The organism is Pseudomonas sp. TH39(2020), from assembly GCF_016650715.1.
Classification (GTDB): domain Bacteria; phylum Pseudomonadota; class Gammaproteobacteria; order Pseudomonadales; family Pseudomonadaceae; genus Aquipseudomonas; species Aquipseudomonas mandelii_C.
Genome location: NZ_JAEKFF010000008.1, coordinates 970,490 through 985,382, shown reverse-complemented (window position 1 = coordinate 985,382; position 14,893 = coordinate 970,490). Strand labels below are relative to the sequence as shown.

At 58.5% G+C, this 14,893-nt stretch carries 11 protein-coding genes and 1 pseudogene; 10 read left to right on the top strand and 2 right to left on the bottom strand.

Features of this window, described 5'->3' with window-relative positions; translation table 11 throughout:
• Nucleotides 1-2 precede the first annotated feature (2 nt).
• Both JFU47_RS32845 and JFU47_RS32840 read left to right on the top strand, forming a co-directional pair.
• Nucleotides 3-1,262 (top strand): glycine hydroxymethyltransferase, encoded by a 1,260-nt coding sequence (locus JFU47_RS32845; protein WP_201188508.1) that lies wholly within the window; start codon nucleotides 3-5, stop codon nucleotides 1,260-1,262.
• A gap of 92 nt (nucleotides 1,263-1,354) precedes the next feature.
• Nucleotides 1,355-3,526: a malate synthase G gene (locus tag JFU47_RS32840; RefSeq protein WP_201188507.1), complete on the top strand. Its 2,172-nt coding sequence runs from the start codon at nucleotides 1,355-1,357 to the stop codon at nucleotides 3,524-3,526.
• A 55-nt stretch (nucleotides 3,527-3,581) separates the two neighbouring features.
• Here the strand turns inward: JFU47_RS32840 and JFU47_RS32835 are convergent, their stop codons facing one another.
• The gene (locus JFU47_RS32835) at nucleotides 3,582-4,484 is read right to left on the bottom strand and encodes a LysR family transcriptional regulator (protein WP_201188506.1); all 903 of its coding nucleotides are present in this window, start codon (nucleotides 4,482-4,484) and stop codon (nucleotides 3,582-3,584) included.
• A gap of 150 nt (nucleotides 4,485-4,634) precedes the next feature.
• On the opposite strand from JFU47_RS32835, the gene JFU47_RS32830 reads away from it, so the two are divergent.
• The 7 genes and pseudogenes from JFU47_RS32830 to JFU47_RS33700 all read left to right on the top strand — a co-directional run bounded on the left by JFU47_RS32830 (nucleotide 4,635) and on the right by JFU47_RS33700 (nucleotide 12,717).
• Nucleotides 4,635-5,873 carry an MFS transporter gene (locus JFU47_RS32830; protein ID WP_201188505.1) on the top strand — a complete coding sequence of 413 codons (1,239 nt, stop codon included), beginning with the start codon at nucleotides 4,635-4,637 and terminating at the stop codon, nucleotides 5,871-5,873.
• 57 nt (nucleotides 5,874-5,930) lie between these two features.
• Nucleotides 5,931-6,785 (top strand): SDR family NAD(P)-dependent oxidoreductase, encoded by an 855-nt coding sequence (locus JFU47_RS32825; protein ID WP_201188504.1) that lies wholly within the window; start codon nucleotides 5,931-5,933, stop codon nucleotides 6,783-6,785.
• Nucleotides 6,786-6,892: 107 nt separating this feature from the next.
• Nucleotides 6,893-7,780 (top strand): NAD(P)-dependent oxidoreductase, encoded by an 888-nt coding sequence (locus tag JFU47_RS32820; RefSeq protein ID WP_201188503.1) that lies wholly within the window; start codon nucleotides 6,893-6,895, stop codon nucleotides 7,778-7,780.
• 21 nt (nucleotides 7,781-7,801) lie between these two features.
• Nucleotides 7,802-8,839 carry an aldo/keto reductase gene (locus JFU47_RS32815; RefSeq protein WP_201188502.1) on the top strand — a complete coding sequence of 346 codons (1,038 nt, stop codon included), beginning with the start codon at nucleotides 7,802-7,804 and terminating at the stop codon, nucleotides 8,837-8,839.
• 243 nt (nucleotides 8,840-9,082) lie between these two features.
• A complete protein-coding gene (locus JFU47_RS32810) occupies nucleotides 9,083-10,945 on the top strand; it encodes an EAL domain-containing protein (RefSeq protein WP_201188501.1) in 1,863 nt (620 codons plus the stop codon).
• 146 nt (nucleotides 10,946-11,091) lie between these two features.
• A pseudogene (locus tag JFU47_RS33705) lies at nucleotides 11,092-11,814 on the top strand (MCP four helix bundle domain-containing protein); the annotation flags it as partial.
• 30 nt (nucleotides 11,815-11,844) lie between these two features.
• Nucleotides 11,845-12,717, top strand: coding sequence for a methyl-accepting chemotaxis protein (locus tag JFU47_RS33700; protein ID WP_446739655.1), 873 nt, complete (start codon nucleotides 11,845-11,847; stop codon nucleotides 12,715-12,717).
• A 76-nt stretch (nucleotides 12,718-12,793) separates the two neighbouring features.
• On the opposite strand, the gene JFU47_RS32800 is transcribed toward JFU47_RS33700, so the two are convergent.
• Nucleotides 12,794-13,798, bottom strand: coding sequence for a bile acid:sodium symporter family protein (locus tag JFU47_RS32800; protein WP_201188499.1), 1,005 nt, complete (start codon nucleotides 13,796-13,798; stop codon nucleotides 12,794-12,796).
• Between the two features lie 83 nt (nucleotides 13,799-13,881).
• Here JFU47_RS32800 and JFU47_RS32795 point away from each other — a divergent pair, with 83 nt between their 5' ends.
• Entirely contained in the window at nucleotides 13,882-14,673 is a 792-nt protein-coding gene (locus tag JFU47_RS32795; RefSeq protein ID WP_201188498.1) for an AraC family transcriptional regulator, read from the top strand.
• The last annotated feature ends 220 nt before the right edge of the window (nucleotides 14,674-14,893 follow it).

The following is a 14,893-nucleotide window of genomic DNA, read 5'->3' as shown; positions in this document are numbered from 1 at the left end:
TCATGGCGCTTGATCTCGACGCTTTGCTGGCGGCCTGTGCCGATCGCCTGCCGCAGTTGGAGCAGCAGCGCCTGATGCTCTATGCCGGTGCCAATATCCCCAGCGCCCGAGCGATGGCGGCCTATAGTCCGGCGCTCAGTGCATACCCGGCGATGGGGCCAACTCACTGTAAGGAACAGCCGGAAACCGAGCTGGTCAGCGAGCTTGAAATTCGTGCCAGTCAGGCCGCCATGACGTTGTTTAACGCGGCATGGGCAGAAGTCAGGCTGGCCAGTTGTACGTTGGCCAACCTGGCCATTTTTCATGCTTACTGCCAACCGGGCGATCGCGTGCTGGCACCGGCTGCCGAGCATGGTGGTCATTTGAGCCAACGCCGAGGTGGCACTCCGCAAATGGCTGGCCTGGTGGTCGAGGATCTGCCGTTCGATCGCACCGCTTGCCGGCTTGATACCGCACGCGCCGTCGAGTTGATCGAGCAATCCAGGCCCAGGCTGGTGGTGTTGGGACGCAGCATCATGATCAAGGCCGACGATATTGCTCCCGTCGTGCAAGCGGCCCGCACCGTGGGCGCCAAAACGCTATTTGATGCTTCTCATGTATTGGGGTTGATTGCCGGAGGTACGTACCCCAACCCGTTCGACGCGGGCGTTGATCTGATCAGCAGCTCCACTTACAAAACCTTGCCCGGACGGCCCCAAGGGCTGGTGCTGGGACGCGACCCGCGAGACGCGCAGCCGCTGCGTGATCTGCTCGACACGCGGATGCTCGCCAATTACGACGCGGGGCGACTGCCATCATTGTTGGTTACCCTGACCGAAGCCCAGGCCAATGGCGCCGAGTACGCGGCCAAAATCATCGCCAACAGCGCCGCATTGCACCGGTCACTGCGCAGCATCGGAATGCCTGTCCTCGCGGCCAACAGCGGCGAAATATATACCCATCAGCTGTTGTTACCGTTAGCAAAAAGCGTCGATCCGCGGGTGGTCATGACCGCATTGCAGGCTCACGGCATCCTCATCGGTACGTGCGTCGACCCATCACTCGCCGGCCATCAGGCACTGCGACTCGGTACTCAGTTCATTACCCGACAAGGTCTGGAAGCGACGCACATGTCTGAAGTGGCGCGGCTGCTCGCTCAAGTATTGCAGGTGTCGCCGTGCGGACGTTTGCAAGCGTGTCCAACCGCGGAGACTGCGGCCTCCTCACAACAAATCCGGGAGATGCTGGCGAGGTTTCCCCTAATATCAACGGCTTTCAGTTGATAATGTATATTGAATTCAAAATGCAATATCGGTGACACTAGCGGCCTTCACAACAATAAGTATTCCATTCCTGTGACGGAACCGAGGACGCTATGACCGATTTCCTGCGTAGAGGCACCCTGACAATCGCGCCGCAATTGCTACGTTTTATCGAAGACGAAGCGCTGCCTGACACGGGTCTGGACAGCAACGTTTTCTGGAACGACTTGGATCAACTGGTCCACGACCTCGCACCTCGCAACCGTACGCTGTTGCAAAAGCGCGATCTCCTGCAGGCGCAACTGGATGCTTGGCACCGTAACCATCCGGGGCCGGTGCAGGACAAGTCCACCTACCGCAGCTTTTTGCAATCGATTGGTTATCTGCAACCTGTGCGGACAGCCGTTACCGTGACCACCACCAATGTAGACAGCGAAATTGCCACCCAGGCAGGTCCCCAGTTGGTGGTTCCGGTAATGAATGCGCGTTACGCACTCAATGCGGCGAACGCCCGTTGGGGCTCTTTATACGATGCGTTGTACGGTACAGATGCCATTGCCGATGAAGAGGGCGCGCGTAAGAACGCAGGGTACAACGCGGCGCGCGGGCAGAAAGTCGTGGCCTATGCCCGCGCGTTTCTCGATCGGAGCGTGCCATTGGCGTCGGGGTCTCATGCCGACTCCACGCGCTACAGCGTCGAAAATGGCCAACTGCGAATCGCTTTGGCGGGCGGTACGACAACCGGGCTGAAGCATCCGCAGCAGTGGGTGGGTTTTCAGGGTGATGCAGGCTCGCCAAGTGCAATTTTGCTGTTGAACAACGGCCTGCACATCGAGATCCAGATTGATGGGGCCAGTACTATCGGAGGCACCGACGCCGCGCAGATCAAAGACGTCGTATTGGAAGCAGCGCTGACCACCATCATGGATTGCGAAGACTCGGTGGCGGCGGTCGATGCCGCTGACAAGGTCGTGGTGTATCGCAACTGGCTGGGGCTGATGAAGGGCGACCTCACCGAAACCCTGCAAAAAAATGATCGCTCCGTGATTCGCCGTCTCAACCCTGATCGCAAATGGACTCGAGTCGATGGCTCTTCCCTGACATTGCCAGGACGCTCGCTGATGCTAGTGCGCAATGTCGGACACCTGATGACCACTCCGGCACTGCTGGACATTGAAGGCAGAGAGGTACCCGAAGGGATTCTGGACGCCGTGGTTACCAGCCTTGCGGCGATGCATGATCTCAAGCATCAAGGCAATTCCCGCACCGGCAGCGTCTACATCGTCAAACCGAAAATGCACGGTCCCGAGGAAGTAGCCTTTACCGGTCAGTTGTTCAGTCGTGTCGAGCAGATGCTCGGGCTGCCGGCGAATACCTTGAAAATGGGCATCATGGACGAAGAGCGGCGCACCAGCCTTAATCTCAAGGCGTGCATTGCCCAGGCCACCGAGCGATTGGTGTTCATCAACACGGGCTTTCTTGATCGCACGGGTGACGAGATGCACACCTCCATGGAAGCCGGCCCGATGATGCGCAAAGGTGAAATGAAATCCAGTTCATGGCTCAAGGCTTATGAGCGCAATAACGTGCTGGTTGGCCTGGATTGCCAGCTGCAGGGCAGGGCGCAGATTGGTAAGGGCATGTGGGCCATGCCGGATCTGATGAGCGCCATGCTGGAGCAGAAAGTGGCGCACCCCTTGGCCGGTGCGAGTACGGCATGGGTGCCGTCACCTACAGCCGCCACACTGCACGCGATGCACTATCACCAGGTTGACGTCACATCTGTGCAGAGCCGGATAGCGCAGGATGCAGCCGCCAGTGAGATCACTGAACTGCAGGACCAGTTGCTGGAGATACCCGTGGGCCGCGTCGGTGATTGGGATCAACAAGCGATTACCGAGGAATTGGAGAACAACGCACAAGGCCTTTTAGGCTATGTCGTGCGTTGGGTCGATCATGGGGTGGGTTGCTCGAAAGTGCCCGATATCCATGAAGTCGGACTGATGGAGGACCGAGCGACCTTGCGGATATCCAGCCAGCATATGGCCAACTGGCTCAGGCACGGCGTGGTGAACCGCGAGCAAGTCATGGCGGTACTTGAACGGATGGCGGTGGTCGTGGATGCACAAAACGCTGGCGATGCTGCGTATCAGCCTATGTCGAAGGACTACGACGGTTCGCTCGCGTTCACGGCTGCCTGTGCGCTGGTTTTTCAAGGGACCAGTCAACCCAACGGATATACCGAACCATTGCTGCACCGTTTCAGGCAGTCACGAAAGGAGTGAGCGCTGCGAAGAGACGGTAGTGGGCCCCTTGTGTAAGGGGCTCGTTCAAGGAGCGTTACAGGTGGGCCGATCTGATGGCTTCGATCAGTTGTCTTAGTCCTGGGTGGAGCTGCCGGCGACTGGGGTAATACATAACCATAGGTTCACTGGTGGTGGCCCATGACGGCAGTACCACCTCCAGACGTCCATCAGCTATTTGCTGCGTCACGCGAAGTTCCAGGCAGTAAGCGAGGCCCAAGCCATCGATTGCGGCGTCCAGGGCGATATCCGTTTCATTCACAATGACTGGGCCGGGCACATCGATTTCACACGCGTCGTCGCCGTCGCCGAGTTCCCACTTGTAGATTGAGTTATCGCCAATCCGGATTCTTATGCATTCGTGCTGCAGCAGATCCTCCGGCTTTTCCGGCCGTCCGCGTCGCTCCAAGTACACCGGGGAGCCCACAACAACCCATTTCAAAGGTTTGGTCAGTGGCACAGCGACGAGGTCCTGAGGAACAGTCGCACCGTAACGTATGCCGGCGTCGAAGCCTGCCTTGATGATGTCGACCATGTTGTCGTCGACAATGATTTCAAGCTTGATATCGGAATAGGTTTGGCAAAATCGGGCCAAAATCGGCCCCAACAACAAGCGCGAGGCGTCACGGGGCACATTGAGTCGCAACCTTCCCATGGGGGCATTGCGATACTGCTCCAGTTCACCCATGGCCGCTTCTATTTGCCCGAATCCTTGTTCCAGACCTTCTACCAGCGCACTGCCGGCAGCTGTCGGCACCACGGAGCGACTGGTGCGGTTGAGCAACTTGACGCCCAATCGATTTTCCAGATTACGCATGGCATGGCTCAGGGCTGAAGTTGATACGCCCAGTTCCGCCGCTGCCAAACGAAAACTTCGGCGTCGGCAGATGACGGAGAAGACATTCAAATCAGCTAGATCGGCTCTTGATAACGCAGGCATTAGGCGAGTTCTCGTGACGGGTTCATGAGGACGTGTGGAATGGCGCCTCATCGGCTCATTGAATTTTACTCAACGATACTTGCGTTATGATCATCTTGCACGTTAATCGTTGAATCTTGCCTTCTGTTTTATCCAATACCGCGAGTGTCTATGTCCCACGTTGATAGCAAACTGCTTGATGAATCTTCAGGCGATGAAGTGGTGTCGCCCCAGCAAAGTCGCACAAGTCAACGTCTTGCTATCCTGGCCCTCGGTGTGGGTGGATTCGCCATTGGCACTGGCGAGTTCGTGATTATGGGTTTGTTGCCTGATGCGGCAAAAGACCTCGCTATTTCCATTCCCGAGGCCGGTCACCTTATAAGCTTCTATGCCCTGGGCGTGGTCATTGGTGCTCCATTGCTGGCCGTTGCGGGAGGGCAATGGGCCCGTCGCAATTTCCTGATTGGACTGATGGCGGTTTTCGCGATCGGCAACTTTGCCAGTGCGCTGGCCCCGTCCTATCAGTCGATGCTCATTGCTCGTCTGCTCACAGGCTTTCCCCACGGCACCTATTTTGGCGTGGCAGCGTTGGTCGCTGCTGGTTTGGTGGCGCGCGAGCGTCGAACGCAAGCGGTAGCCATGGTGCTGATGGGCCTGACGTTGGCGACATTGCTCGGCGTACCGGCAACGGCGGCGGTGGGGCAGTGGTTTGGCTGGCGGACTGCCTTCTTGGTCGTAGGTGTCATAGCGCTGCTCGCTGCGGGATTGATCTGGCGTTTTGTGCCGTTCGCTCCGGGAAATCGATCGTCCAGTCCTCTGCGTGAGCTTTCAGCGCTCAATCGCGGTCAGGTCTGGCTGACGCTCCTCATCGGCGCAATCGGTTTCGGCGGGATGTTCTCGGTCTTCAGCTATGTAAAGCCGACCATGATCGAGCTGACACATTTGCCCGAGGCTGTTGTGCCGATGGTGCTGGCTTTGTTCGGTGCAGGAATGGTTGTCGGCAATCTTATCGGCTCCAGACTCGCCGACCGGGCGCTCTTGCCCACGATCGGTGGACTACTCGTCTGGGCGACTGCGGTGCTGACACTCTTTGTTTTCACCGCCAGCAACCCATGGCTGGCTCCGATCAATGTGTTCCTGGTAGGCACTTTGATTGCTTTGGGCCCTTGTTTGCAGACTCGCCTGATGGATGTTGCAGGAGAAGCTCAGACGCTGGCGGCAGCCTTGAATCATTCGGCTTTCAATGCGGCCAATGCGCTGGGTGCATGGCTGGGCGGGGTGACCATTTCCGCCGGTTTTGGCTGGGCCTCTACAGGCTGGGTGGGCGCACTGCTGGCATTAGGGGGGCTGGGTGTTTTTGCGGTTTCCATGATGTGGGCGAGCGATACGGACAATCGCGTAGCCGTTTGAGGGCGCAATTGTTTTTCTCTTGTAACGCCGTAAATCGGCTCTAAACCAGGATTTCAAATGACTCATCCTGCATTGACTCCAGGCGCTGTGGCGGTGATTACCGGCGGTGCGGCCGGAATCGGCCTGGCGGCGGCCAAGCGCTTCGCTCGACAAGGGCTGCGCATCTGTATTGCCGATCTCGGGGCCCAGCGTCTCGCAAAAGGTGTCGAAGAAGTTTGCGTATTGACTGCGAACGGCATTCAGGACGTTTTTGCTATTGAAACGGACGTCAGTCGTGTCGAAGACCTGCTCCGCCTGCAAGCGGTTGTTCGAGATCGCTTCGGCGGTACGGATGTATTGATGAATAACGCGGGTATTCAGCCCGGTAGCGGGATGTTCGGTTCTGCGCAAAATTGGCAGCGCGTCCTGGGCGTTAACTTGTTGGGTGTGATTCACGGCACGCAGGTGTTCGTACCCGAAATGATTAAGCGCGGTCGTCCGGGCCTCGTGATCAATACGGGTTCCAAGCAGGGTATTACGACCCCGCCCGGTGATCCTGCGTACAACGTTTCGAAAGCAGGTCTTAAAGCGTTTACCGAAGCGTTGCAGCATGAGCTGCGTAACACCGTGGGCGGACGGATCAGTGCGCATCTGTTGATCCCAGGCTTTGTGTTCACCGAGTTGTCTCGCAATGGCCGTAGCGAAAAACCCGCCGGCGCCTGGACGCCCGAGCAGACCGCCGACTTCATGATGGAGCGACTCGAAGTGGGAGATTTCTACATCCTTTGCCCGGACAACGACGTCCCTCGGTCATTGGATGAGCAGCGCATTCTTTGGGCCGCAGGCGACGTTGTCGAGAATCGCCCGGCACTGTCGCGTTGGCATCCGGACCATGCTGCCGCATTCGACGCGTTCATCAAACGACAGGGCTGATACAGCCTGGAAACGTTTGTCGGTGCTGCCCGAACACTCCGTTTTACCGATGAATTCACGCTGGCGGCATCCGTCGGGCGTCCCGCATCAATGAAGAGGACTGAGCCATGAAAGTAGGTTTCATAGGGTTGGGGCGCATGGGCGCCGGTATGGCCGCGAATCTCGTAAAGGCCGGCCATGACGTGACCGTTTTCAATCGTAGTCGTGCGAAGGCGGATGAGGTCGTGGCACTAGGAGCAAGGGTTGCCGCGACCGTGGCCGAGGCCTGCCAGGGCGAGGTCGTCATGACGATGCTCGCTAATGACGATGCCGTCGAGAGCGTGGTCTACGACGAGGGCGGCGTGCTCGCGAGCTTGGCTGAAGGCACGATCCACATCTCCGCGAGCACGATCAGCGTCGCCCTGTCTCGCCGGCTTTCAGAGAGCCACGCATCAAGGGGGCAGCGCTATGTCGCGGCGCCGGTTTTCGGACGTCCGGAGGTTGCGGCCGCTGGTCAGCTCTTCGTCGTTGCGGGCGGCACCGATGATGCGATCCGTGACGCCACGCCGCTGTTCGATGCCATCGGCAAGCAGACGGTCATCATGTCCGACACGCCAAGCCTCGCCAATCTGGTGAAGCTCAGCGGCAATTTCCTGATTGCTTCGGTGATCGAATCACTCGGCGAAGCAATGGCGCTGGTCGGGAAGGCGGGTATCGACCGGCACCAATATCTCGAGCTGCTGACGTCCTCGCTGTTCAATGTCCCGGTTTACAAGATCTATGGCGGGTTGATCGCGGCGGAGCAATTCGAACCGGCGGGCTTCGCTGCGCCACTCGGACAGAAGGACATCCGACTGACGCTCTCCGCCGCCGAGGAACTGTGCGTTCCCATGCCGCTCGCTAGCCTCCTGCGTGACCGGTTCCTGACTCTGATGGCGCATGGCGGTGAGACGCTGGATTGGTCGGCGATCGGCCAGCTGCCCGCGAAAGATGCCGGCGCCCGTCAGGATTCCTGAACATACCTTGGAGATTCCACAGTGGAACAAATTGAAATCGGCTCGTCCGGACTGAAGACGTCGCGCATTGGCCTCGGCACATGGGCGATCGGCGGATGGAAGTGGGGTGGCACCGACGAACGGCAGGCCATCGCCACCATCCGCTCGGCGGTGGAGCGTGGCGTGACGCTGATCGACACCGCGCCGGTCTATGGCTTCGGTAATTCTGAAGAGATCGTGGGCAAGGCGCTCGCCGGTGGGCTGCGGGACAAGGTGCAAATCGCGACCAAGGCTGGCCTCGTTTGGAAAGACGGCAAGGTCTATCGCGATTCCCGGCCTGCGCGTCTCACCCAGGAAGTCGAGGATTCGCTGCGGCGGCTTGGCACCGACGCTATTGACCTCTACCAGATCCATTGGCCGGATCTGGAGACGCCGTTCGAGGAAACCGCATTGGCTCTCGAAAAGCTGCGCCTGGCAGGCAAGATTCGGGCGATCGGCGTCAGCAACTTTTCGCCGGCGCAGATGGATGCTTTCCGCGCCGTTGCCAGGGTCGACGCCGTTCAGCCGCCGTACAATTTGTTCGAGCGGGAGATGGAGTCCGACGTGCTTCCGTATGCCAGCAAGACAGGCCTTACGGTCCTGAGCTATGGCGCGCTCTGCCGCGGGCTTCTCTCCGGCAGGATGACCGTAGCCACCACGTTCGACGGCGACGATCTCCGAAAAGTTGATCCGAAATTCCAAGGCGATCGCTTCCCGCACTATCTCGCCGCCGTGGATGAACTCGCCGCCCTGGCGCGGCAGCGCTTCGGCAAATCCGTGCTCGCGCTCGCCGTGAGGTGGGTGCTCGACCAGGGGCCGACTATCGCGCTGTGGGGCGCGCGCCGCCCGGATCAACTCGATCCGATCGGCGAGATTGATGGCTGGCAAATCGACGAGGCGAGCAAGCGCGAGATCGACGCTATTCTCGCGCGCTACATCAAAAATACGATCTCGCCCGCCTTCATGGCCCCGCCACTGACGCGGCCTGACCTCGGGCTCGATGTTGCCCGAGCTTGTCAACAGGCCTTGGCAGGCCGTTGAAAAAACCGACTCCAACAGCCCCAACCCGCCAGATTTGATGTTTTTCAAACGTCAGACCTGGCGGGTTCCCATTTTCCTCTCTGGTAGCCCATGAGCCAATTACCACCAGCAAGTCCGAAGCAACCTGCAGTCTTTGCGCAGGTGAGTGCGACACCCCGGCAATTGCACTGGTGCAAAATTTTGCCTAGCAGATGGGCGAGCGTTGGGTTGATCGCGGTACTGCTTGCAATCAGCGGCTTTGCAGTGTGGTCCTCAATAACCACCGGACGCCTGGGGCAGGAGGCAATCGCCTGGAGTCGACTGTCCGACCATTACACATCGGCAGGGGTTGCAGTGGCAGCAGCCAAGTCTCTGGGGCATAAGTATCGGCTGGATCCCAATCCGAAAGTGCGTCATGAGTTCAACAATGTCGTAACGCAGCTGACCAATGCGCTCGAAAATGTTCACCGTTCAGGATCGCCTGAGGACCGCAGCCTCGTCGAAGGTGTTCGCACGGCGCTGACCCCTTACCTGGAAAGCATCAATAAGTTGTTCGACGCAGTCGATCGTGGCGATGACACGCAGGTGCGCTGGATCGACAACGAAGAGGCTGGCCCGAGATTCGAAAAGATTGAAAAATCCGTCCAGCAAGCCTCGGACAATTACCGTTACGAGTCGATTGTGGCGCTGGAGAAACTTCGCACCCGGGAATCGTTCAACGCCACTACCACCCCAATCGTTTTTATCGCCGGACTGATCCTCGCGGGCCTGTTTGCCACGGTGCTGCAGCGCACTCGCTTCGAGCTCGACAGCCAACGCAAAGCTGCACTGCACGCTTCGCTGCACGACAAACTCACCGGACTGGCCAACCGGACGCTATTGGCCGACCGTTTCGAGCAGGCGATTCGTTTGGCTCGGCGCAACGGGTCAACTACGGGCCTGTTGCTGATCGACCTTGACCGATTCAAAGAGGTCAACGACACCCTGGGGCACTATTACGGGGATCGCTTGCTCGACCAGATTGGCCAGCGGCTGCTCAATGAGGTACGTGAAATCGACACTGTCGCCCGACTGGGAGGCGACGAGTTTGCCATCCTGCTTCCCTCCGTGGACGGCCTGGATGGGGCTTTCCAGGCAGCACTGCGGCTACACACCGCGATCACTGCAACGTTTGAGATCGACGGCGTCGAGCTCGATGTCGAAGCCAGTTTCGGGGTGGTCGTTTCCGGCCTGCACGGTGACGATTCTTCGACGCTAATGCAACGCGCGGACATCGCCATGTATGCAGCCAAGAAGCAGGGCATGGGCATACTCACCTACGACCCGGAATCGGATCGTCGATCTCCAGAACACCTGACAATTCTCGGAGAGTTGCGTCGAGGTCTGGATCGCGGCGAGTTGTTCCTGGACTACCAACCCAAAGTGAGTCTGAACACAGGGAAAGTCACCGGTGTCGAGGCGCTGGTGCGCTGGCAGCACCCGGTACGCGGCCTGGTACGTCCGGATGAGTTCATCCCCTGCGCCGAGCTCACCGGGATTATCGGCTCGTTGACCTACTACGTGCTGAACCTCGCTCTCTCCCAGGTGCGGGCCTGGGCTGACGCCGGAATAAACATACCGGTTGCCGTCAACATTTCTGCGCGCAACCTGCTGGACGACAAATTGGTCTTTCAGATTGTCGAGCTGCTTGAATGCCACCAACTGTCCCCGAACATGCTCGTGCTCGAAGTGACCGAGTCGGCCATCATGCTCGATTCCCAGGCTGCTCGTACGATTCTGATGCGGCTCCATACCATGGGCATCCGTATCGCCATCGATGATTTTGGTGCGGGCTATACCAGCCTGGCTCAGTTGAAAGATCTGCCCATCAGCGAACTCAAGATCGACAAATCTTTTGTACTGGCCATGCAAAGTAATAAAGCCAACGAGCTGATCGTACGAAGTGTTGTCGACCTTGGACACAACCTTGGTATGGAGGTCATCGCCGAAGGCGTAGAAACAGCCCACGTACTCAATGCCTTGGGTAGATACAACTGCGACATCGCCCAGGGCTTTCACCTCTGCCGACCGATAAGCGCCGAAGCCTTCACGCGATGGTATGAAGAGCGAGAGTGCGCGAAGTATTAACCACCTTTCTTGCTATTTCAGGCACCCAATGATCCATCACCCGATGACTGCTTCCGGGTCGAGCGGCGGTTCTCACGAAATGTCCAACAGGTCATTTTTCAACTCATTCTAAGTCTGGGGCGGATGCGCTCTTTTAGGTGAACAGCATGTCCCTTCGTAATATGAATATTGCCCTTCGGGCGTCCCTCGGCTTTGCCCTGATTGGCGGCTTGATGCTGATCCTGGGTGTATTTGCCTTGACTCAAATGAGCAGGATTCGTGGCGCCTCCGAGGTCATCACCTCGAACAGTTTGCCGAGTATCAAAAGCCTCGGCGAGCTCGGCCAACTCACCGTGCGCCTGCGCGTGCTGTCCTACCGTTTGTTGGTGAACCGTGATGCGGATGCCCTGCAGAACACCATGGACCAGTACAAAACGCGCAGCCAACAGATTCAAGACGTTCAGGCGATTTACGAAAAACTGATTGCCAGCCCCGAGGAACGTTCGGTCTACGATGAGTACCTGCAGTTGCTAGAGCAGTTCTACCAGATTGTAGGTCGGATGCAGACCCTGTCGAACAACAATCAGGTGGACGAGATAAGTAACCTGCTCAATACCGATATGGCGACCAACTCCGATGCTATCAACAGCGTTCTGAGCCGCCTGCTGGACATGAATACGCAGCAGACTCTCGTTACCAATCAGCAAGCTGCCGACCAGTACGCTTCGGCCTTTAACCTGGTGATCACTCTGTTGGTTATCGCCACCGGCCTGACGTTGCTATTCGCCTGGCTGCTGACCCACAGCATCACCAAGCCAATCGCCAATGCCCTGAGCGCCGCCGAAGCCATTGCCGAAGGCAACCTGACGCGGCCGATCACGGTCGATGGCGAAGACGAAGCTGGCCGTCTGCTGCTGGCGATGTCCAAAATGCAGGACAAGCTGCGCGACACCCTGCAGCGGATTTCCGGTTCTGCCACACAACTGGCGTGCGCCGCTGAAGAGCTCAACAGCGTCACCGACGTAAGCGCCCGCGGCCTGACCCAGCAGAACAACGAAATCGAACAGGCCGCCACCGCGGTCAACGAAATGACCAGCGCCGTGGAAGAAGTCGCGCGCAACGCCGTCAGCACATCCGAAGCCTCGAAGAATGCCACCACCTCCACTGGCGATGGTCGTGGTCTGGTACAGGAAACCGTCATCGCCATCGAGCGCTTGAGCGCCGATGTGCAAAGCACCGCCACCCTGATCGGCGACCTGGCTATCGAATCTCGCGACATCGGCAAGGTGTTGGACGTAATCCGTGGCCTGGCTGACCAGACCAATCTATTGGCGTTGAACGCCGCCATTGAAGCCGCTCGTGCCGGTGAAGCCGGTCGTGGTTTCGCGGTGGTCGCGGACGAGGTGCGTGCCCTGGCGCATCGCACCCAGCAATCGACCAGCGAGATCGAAGGCATGATCGGTAGTATCCAGACCGGCACCGAGCACGCAGTGGATTCGATGCGTAACAGCACCAAGCGCGCCGAGTCGACGTTGAGCATCGCCCGCGGCGCCGGCATGTCCCTGGACACCATCAACAGTGCCATTGTCGAAATCAACGAACGCAACCTGGTGATCGCCAGCGCCGCCGAAGAGCAGGCGCTAGTGGCCCGCGAAGTGGACCGTAATCTGGTGAACATTCGTGACCTGTCAGTGCAGTCGGCGACCGGGGCTAACCAGACCAGTGCGGCCAGCAACGAGCTGTCGCGGTTGGCGCTTGATCTGAACAATATGGTTGGGCGATTTCGCCTGTGAGCCGCTGATCGGTTCTCATGCAGTTTGGACTGCACCCCAAAGGTTGGACAAAGCCGATGGGGTGTTCAGACTATCGTCAAGAGCGGGCTGACGCCTCACCTGGAGATGTGAGGTGTGGTAACTCTGGCCTCTTTGCATAGCGCTGTGCCAAGACGGCACAGACCATAAGTTGTATTTGATGAAACAGCATCAGCGGAAGAATAAGCACGCCGATGCTGCTGCCGGCGAATAGAACCTGTGCCATGGGAACTCCGGTGGCCAGGCTTTTCTTCGAGCCGCAAAAAAGGATGGTGATACGGTCTTCCAGGTTGAAGCCCAGCCATTTACCCAACTGATGGGCGACCAGCAGTGCTAGAGCCAGAAGCAGGCCGCAACCGAACATTACGCCCAGCAGTTTCAGGGGCGGGACCTGCTGCCAGAGTCCACCGATCACGGCTGAGCTGAACGCGGTATAAACTACAAGAAGGATGCTTCCCTGGTCGACGTTCTTCAGCCAACCCTTGTTACGGTTCACCCAGTCACCGATCCAGCGACGGGCAATCTGACCAGCGATGAAGGGCAGAAGCAGTTGGATGCTGATCTTGCGTATGGCCTCGATCGTTGAACTCCCGTCGCTGTGCACGCCCATCAGCAGGGCGACCAGTACTGGGGTGATAAATATGCCCACCAGGCTGGAGGCGGCACTGCATATCGCCGCAGGGATGTTGCCCCGGGCCAGGGAGGCGAAGGCGATGGCCGACTGCACGGTGGCGGGCAGGACGCAGACGTATAGGAAGCCAGCATAGAGTTCAGGTCCGACCATCGGCAACAGTACCGGTTTCAGGGCAAGTCCGAGCAGCGGGAACAGTCCAAAGGTGCAGATGAATATAAGCAGGTGCAAGCGCCAATGGCCGGCGCCTGCAATCACAGCGCTGCGAGATAGTTTAGCGCCGTGCAGGAAAAACAGCAGGGAGATGGCAATGTTGGTGATCCAACTGAAGGCGACAGCCACCTGCCCCTGTGCGGGTAACAAGGTGGCGGTAGCGACGACGGCGATCAGCGTCAGGGTGAAGTTATCCGGGAGCAAGCGTGAGCGGGCCATGGGTTTATCCAATAGTTGTCATTGAGGCTCCGGCTACCCTAACCCTGGCTACGGGATGCCGATTAACGCAATAGGGGCAAAAAATGCCTACAAACGGTCAAAATCAATGGCGCGAGCGCCAGATTCCCCAACTGCAACAATTACCCCGCCCCTTGTTTGCCCGCAATGAGTCGCTGGTTGGCGCGGTGGGTACACCGCGCCACACCCATGCCTGGGTGCAGCTTTCATATGCCATCCGGGGCGTGTTGCATGTGCACACCGCTGAAGGCAATTTCGTGGCGCCCCCGCAGCGCGCGATCTGGATATCGGCAGGGACGGAACACGAGGTGTTCAGTTCCCCTCATACCGAGATGCGCAGCCTTTACCTGAATGACGTCACCTCGAGTTGTGGACTGTGCGGTTGTCGGGTCATCGAGATTGATACTCTCACGCGGGAGCTGATTCGGCGCTTCTGCGAGCTGCCAGTGGAATATGACGAGAAAGGTGCGGACGGTCGCCTGGCCCAAGTGCTGTTCGACCAGTTGCAGGTGGCCCGTGAGGTCAGCCTGTCGTTGCCCCTTCCCAGTGACCCGCGACTTCTCCGCTTGTGCCGGGGCTTGCAAGAAGCACCCGATGATTCCCGTACCCTTCTGGAATGGAGTCAGGACCTGGGCGCCTCGGAGAAGACGCTGAGGCGGCTGTTTCTGCGCGAAACTGGCCTGACGTTTCGCGCTTGGCGTCAACGCCTGCGTCTGCTCGGGTCATTGGAAGCCCTGGAACAGGGACAGCGCGTGACCCAGGTCGCCCTTGGCTGCGGTTATGACTCCACCTCTGCCTTCATAGCGGCATTCCGGCAGCACTTCGGCGTGACGCCGGGGGATTTCTTTCAGCACTAGCCTGAAGCACTCGCATCGGCGGTTGCTCGTTGCTCGTTGCCCGATTCGCCTCGCGTGAGCCCACCAAATGCCTGTTCGGCATAAAGGCGCCTGTGTTGTGCCGGCGCACCTATCCTTTTCTCATTTTCTTTAAATCCGCAAACGAGCGTTGAATATGGCTCAACGTTTCGTGCAGTAAAGCTAAACGGAAACTCATGTAGCGCCGTGTACCATTAAAAAA

What these genes read in the sequence shown, in the direction of transcription:
- JFU47_RS32845 (WP_201188508.1), top strand. Translation starts at nt 3, where the DNA reads ATGGCGCTTGATCTCGACGCTTTGCTGGCGGCCTGTGCCGATCGCCTG.
- JFU47_RS32840 (WP_201188507.1), top strand. Translation starts at nt 1,355, where the DNA reads ATGACCGATTTCCTGCGTAGAGGCACCCTGACAATCGCGCCGCAATTG.
- JFU47_RS32835 (WP_201188506.1), bottom strand. Translation starts at nt 4,484, where the DNA reads ATGCCTGCGTTATCAAGAGCCGATCTAGCTGATTTGAATGTCTTCTCC.
- JFU47_RS32830 (WP_201188505.1), top strand. Translation starts at nt 4,635, where the DNA reads ATGTCCCACGTTGATAGCAAACTGCTTGATGAATCTTCAGGCGATGAA.
- JFU47_RS32825 (WP_201188504.1), top strand. Translation starts at nt 5,931, where the DNA reads ATGACTCATCCTGCATTGACTCCAGGCGCTGTGGCGGTGATTACCGGC.
- JFU47_RS32820 (WP_201188503.1), top strand. Translation starts at nt 6,893, where the DNA reads ATGAAAGTAGGTTTCATAGGGTTGGGGCGCATGGGCGCCGGTATGGCC.
- JFU47_RS33700 (WP_446739655.1), top strand. Translation starts at nt 11,845, where the DNA reads ATGTCCAAAATGCAGGACAAGCTGCGCGACACCCTGCAGCGGATTTCC.
- JFU47_RS32800 (WP_201188499.1), bottom strand. Translation starts at nt 13,798, where the DNA reads ATGGCCCGCTCACGCTTGCTCCCGGATAACTTCACCCTGACGCTGATC.
- JFU47_RS32795 (WP_201188498.1), top strand. Translation starts at nt 13,882, where the DNA reads ATGCCTACAAACGGTCAAAATCAATGGCGCGAGCGCCAGATTCCCCAA.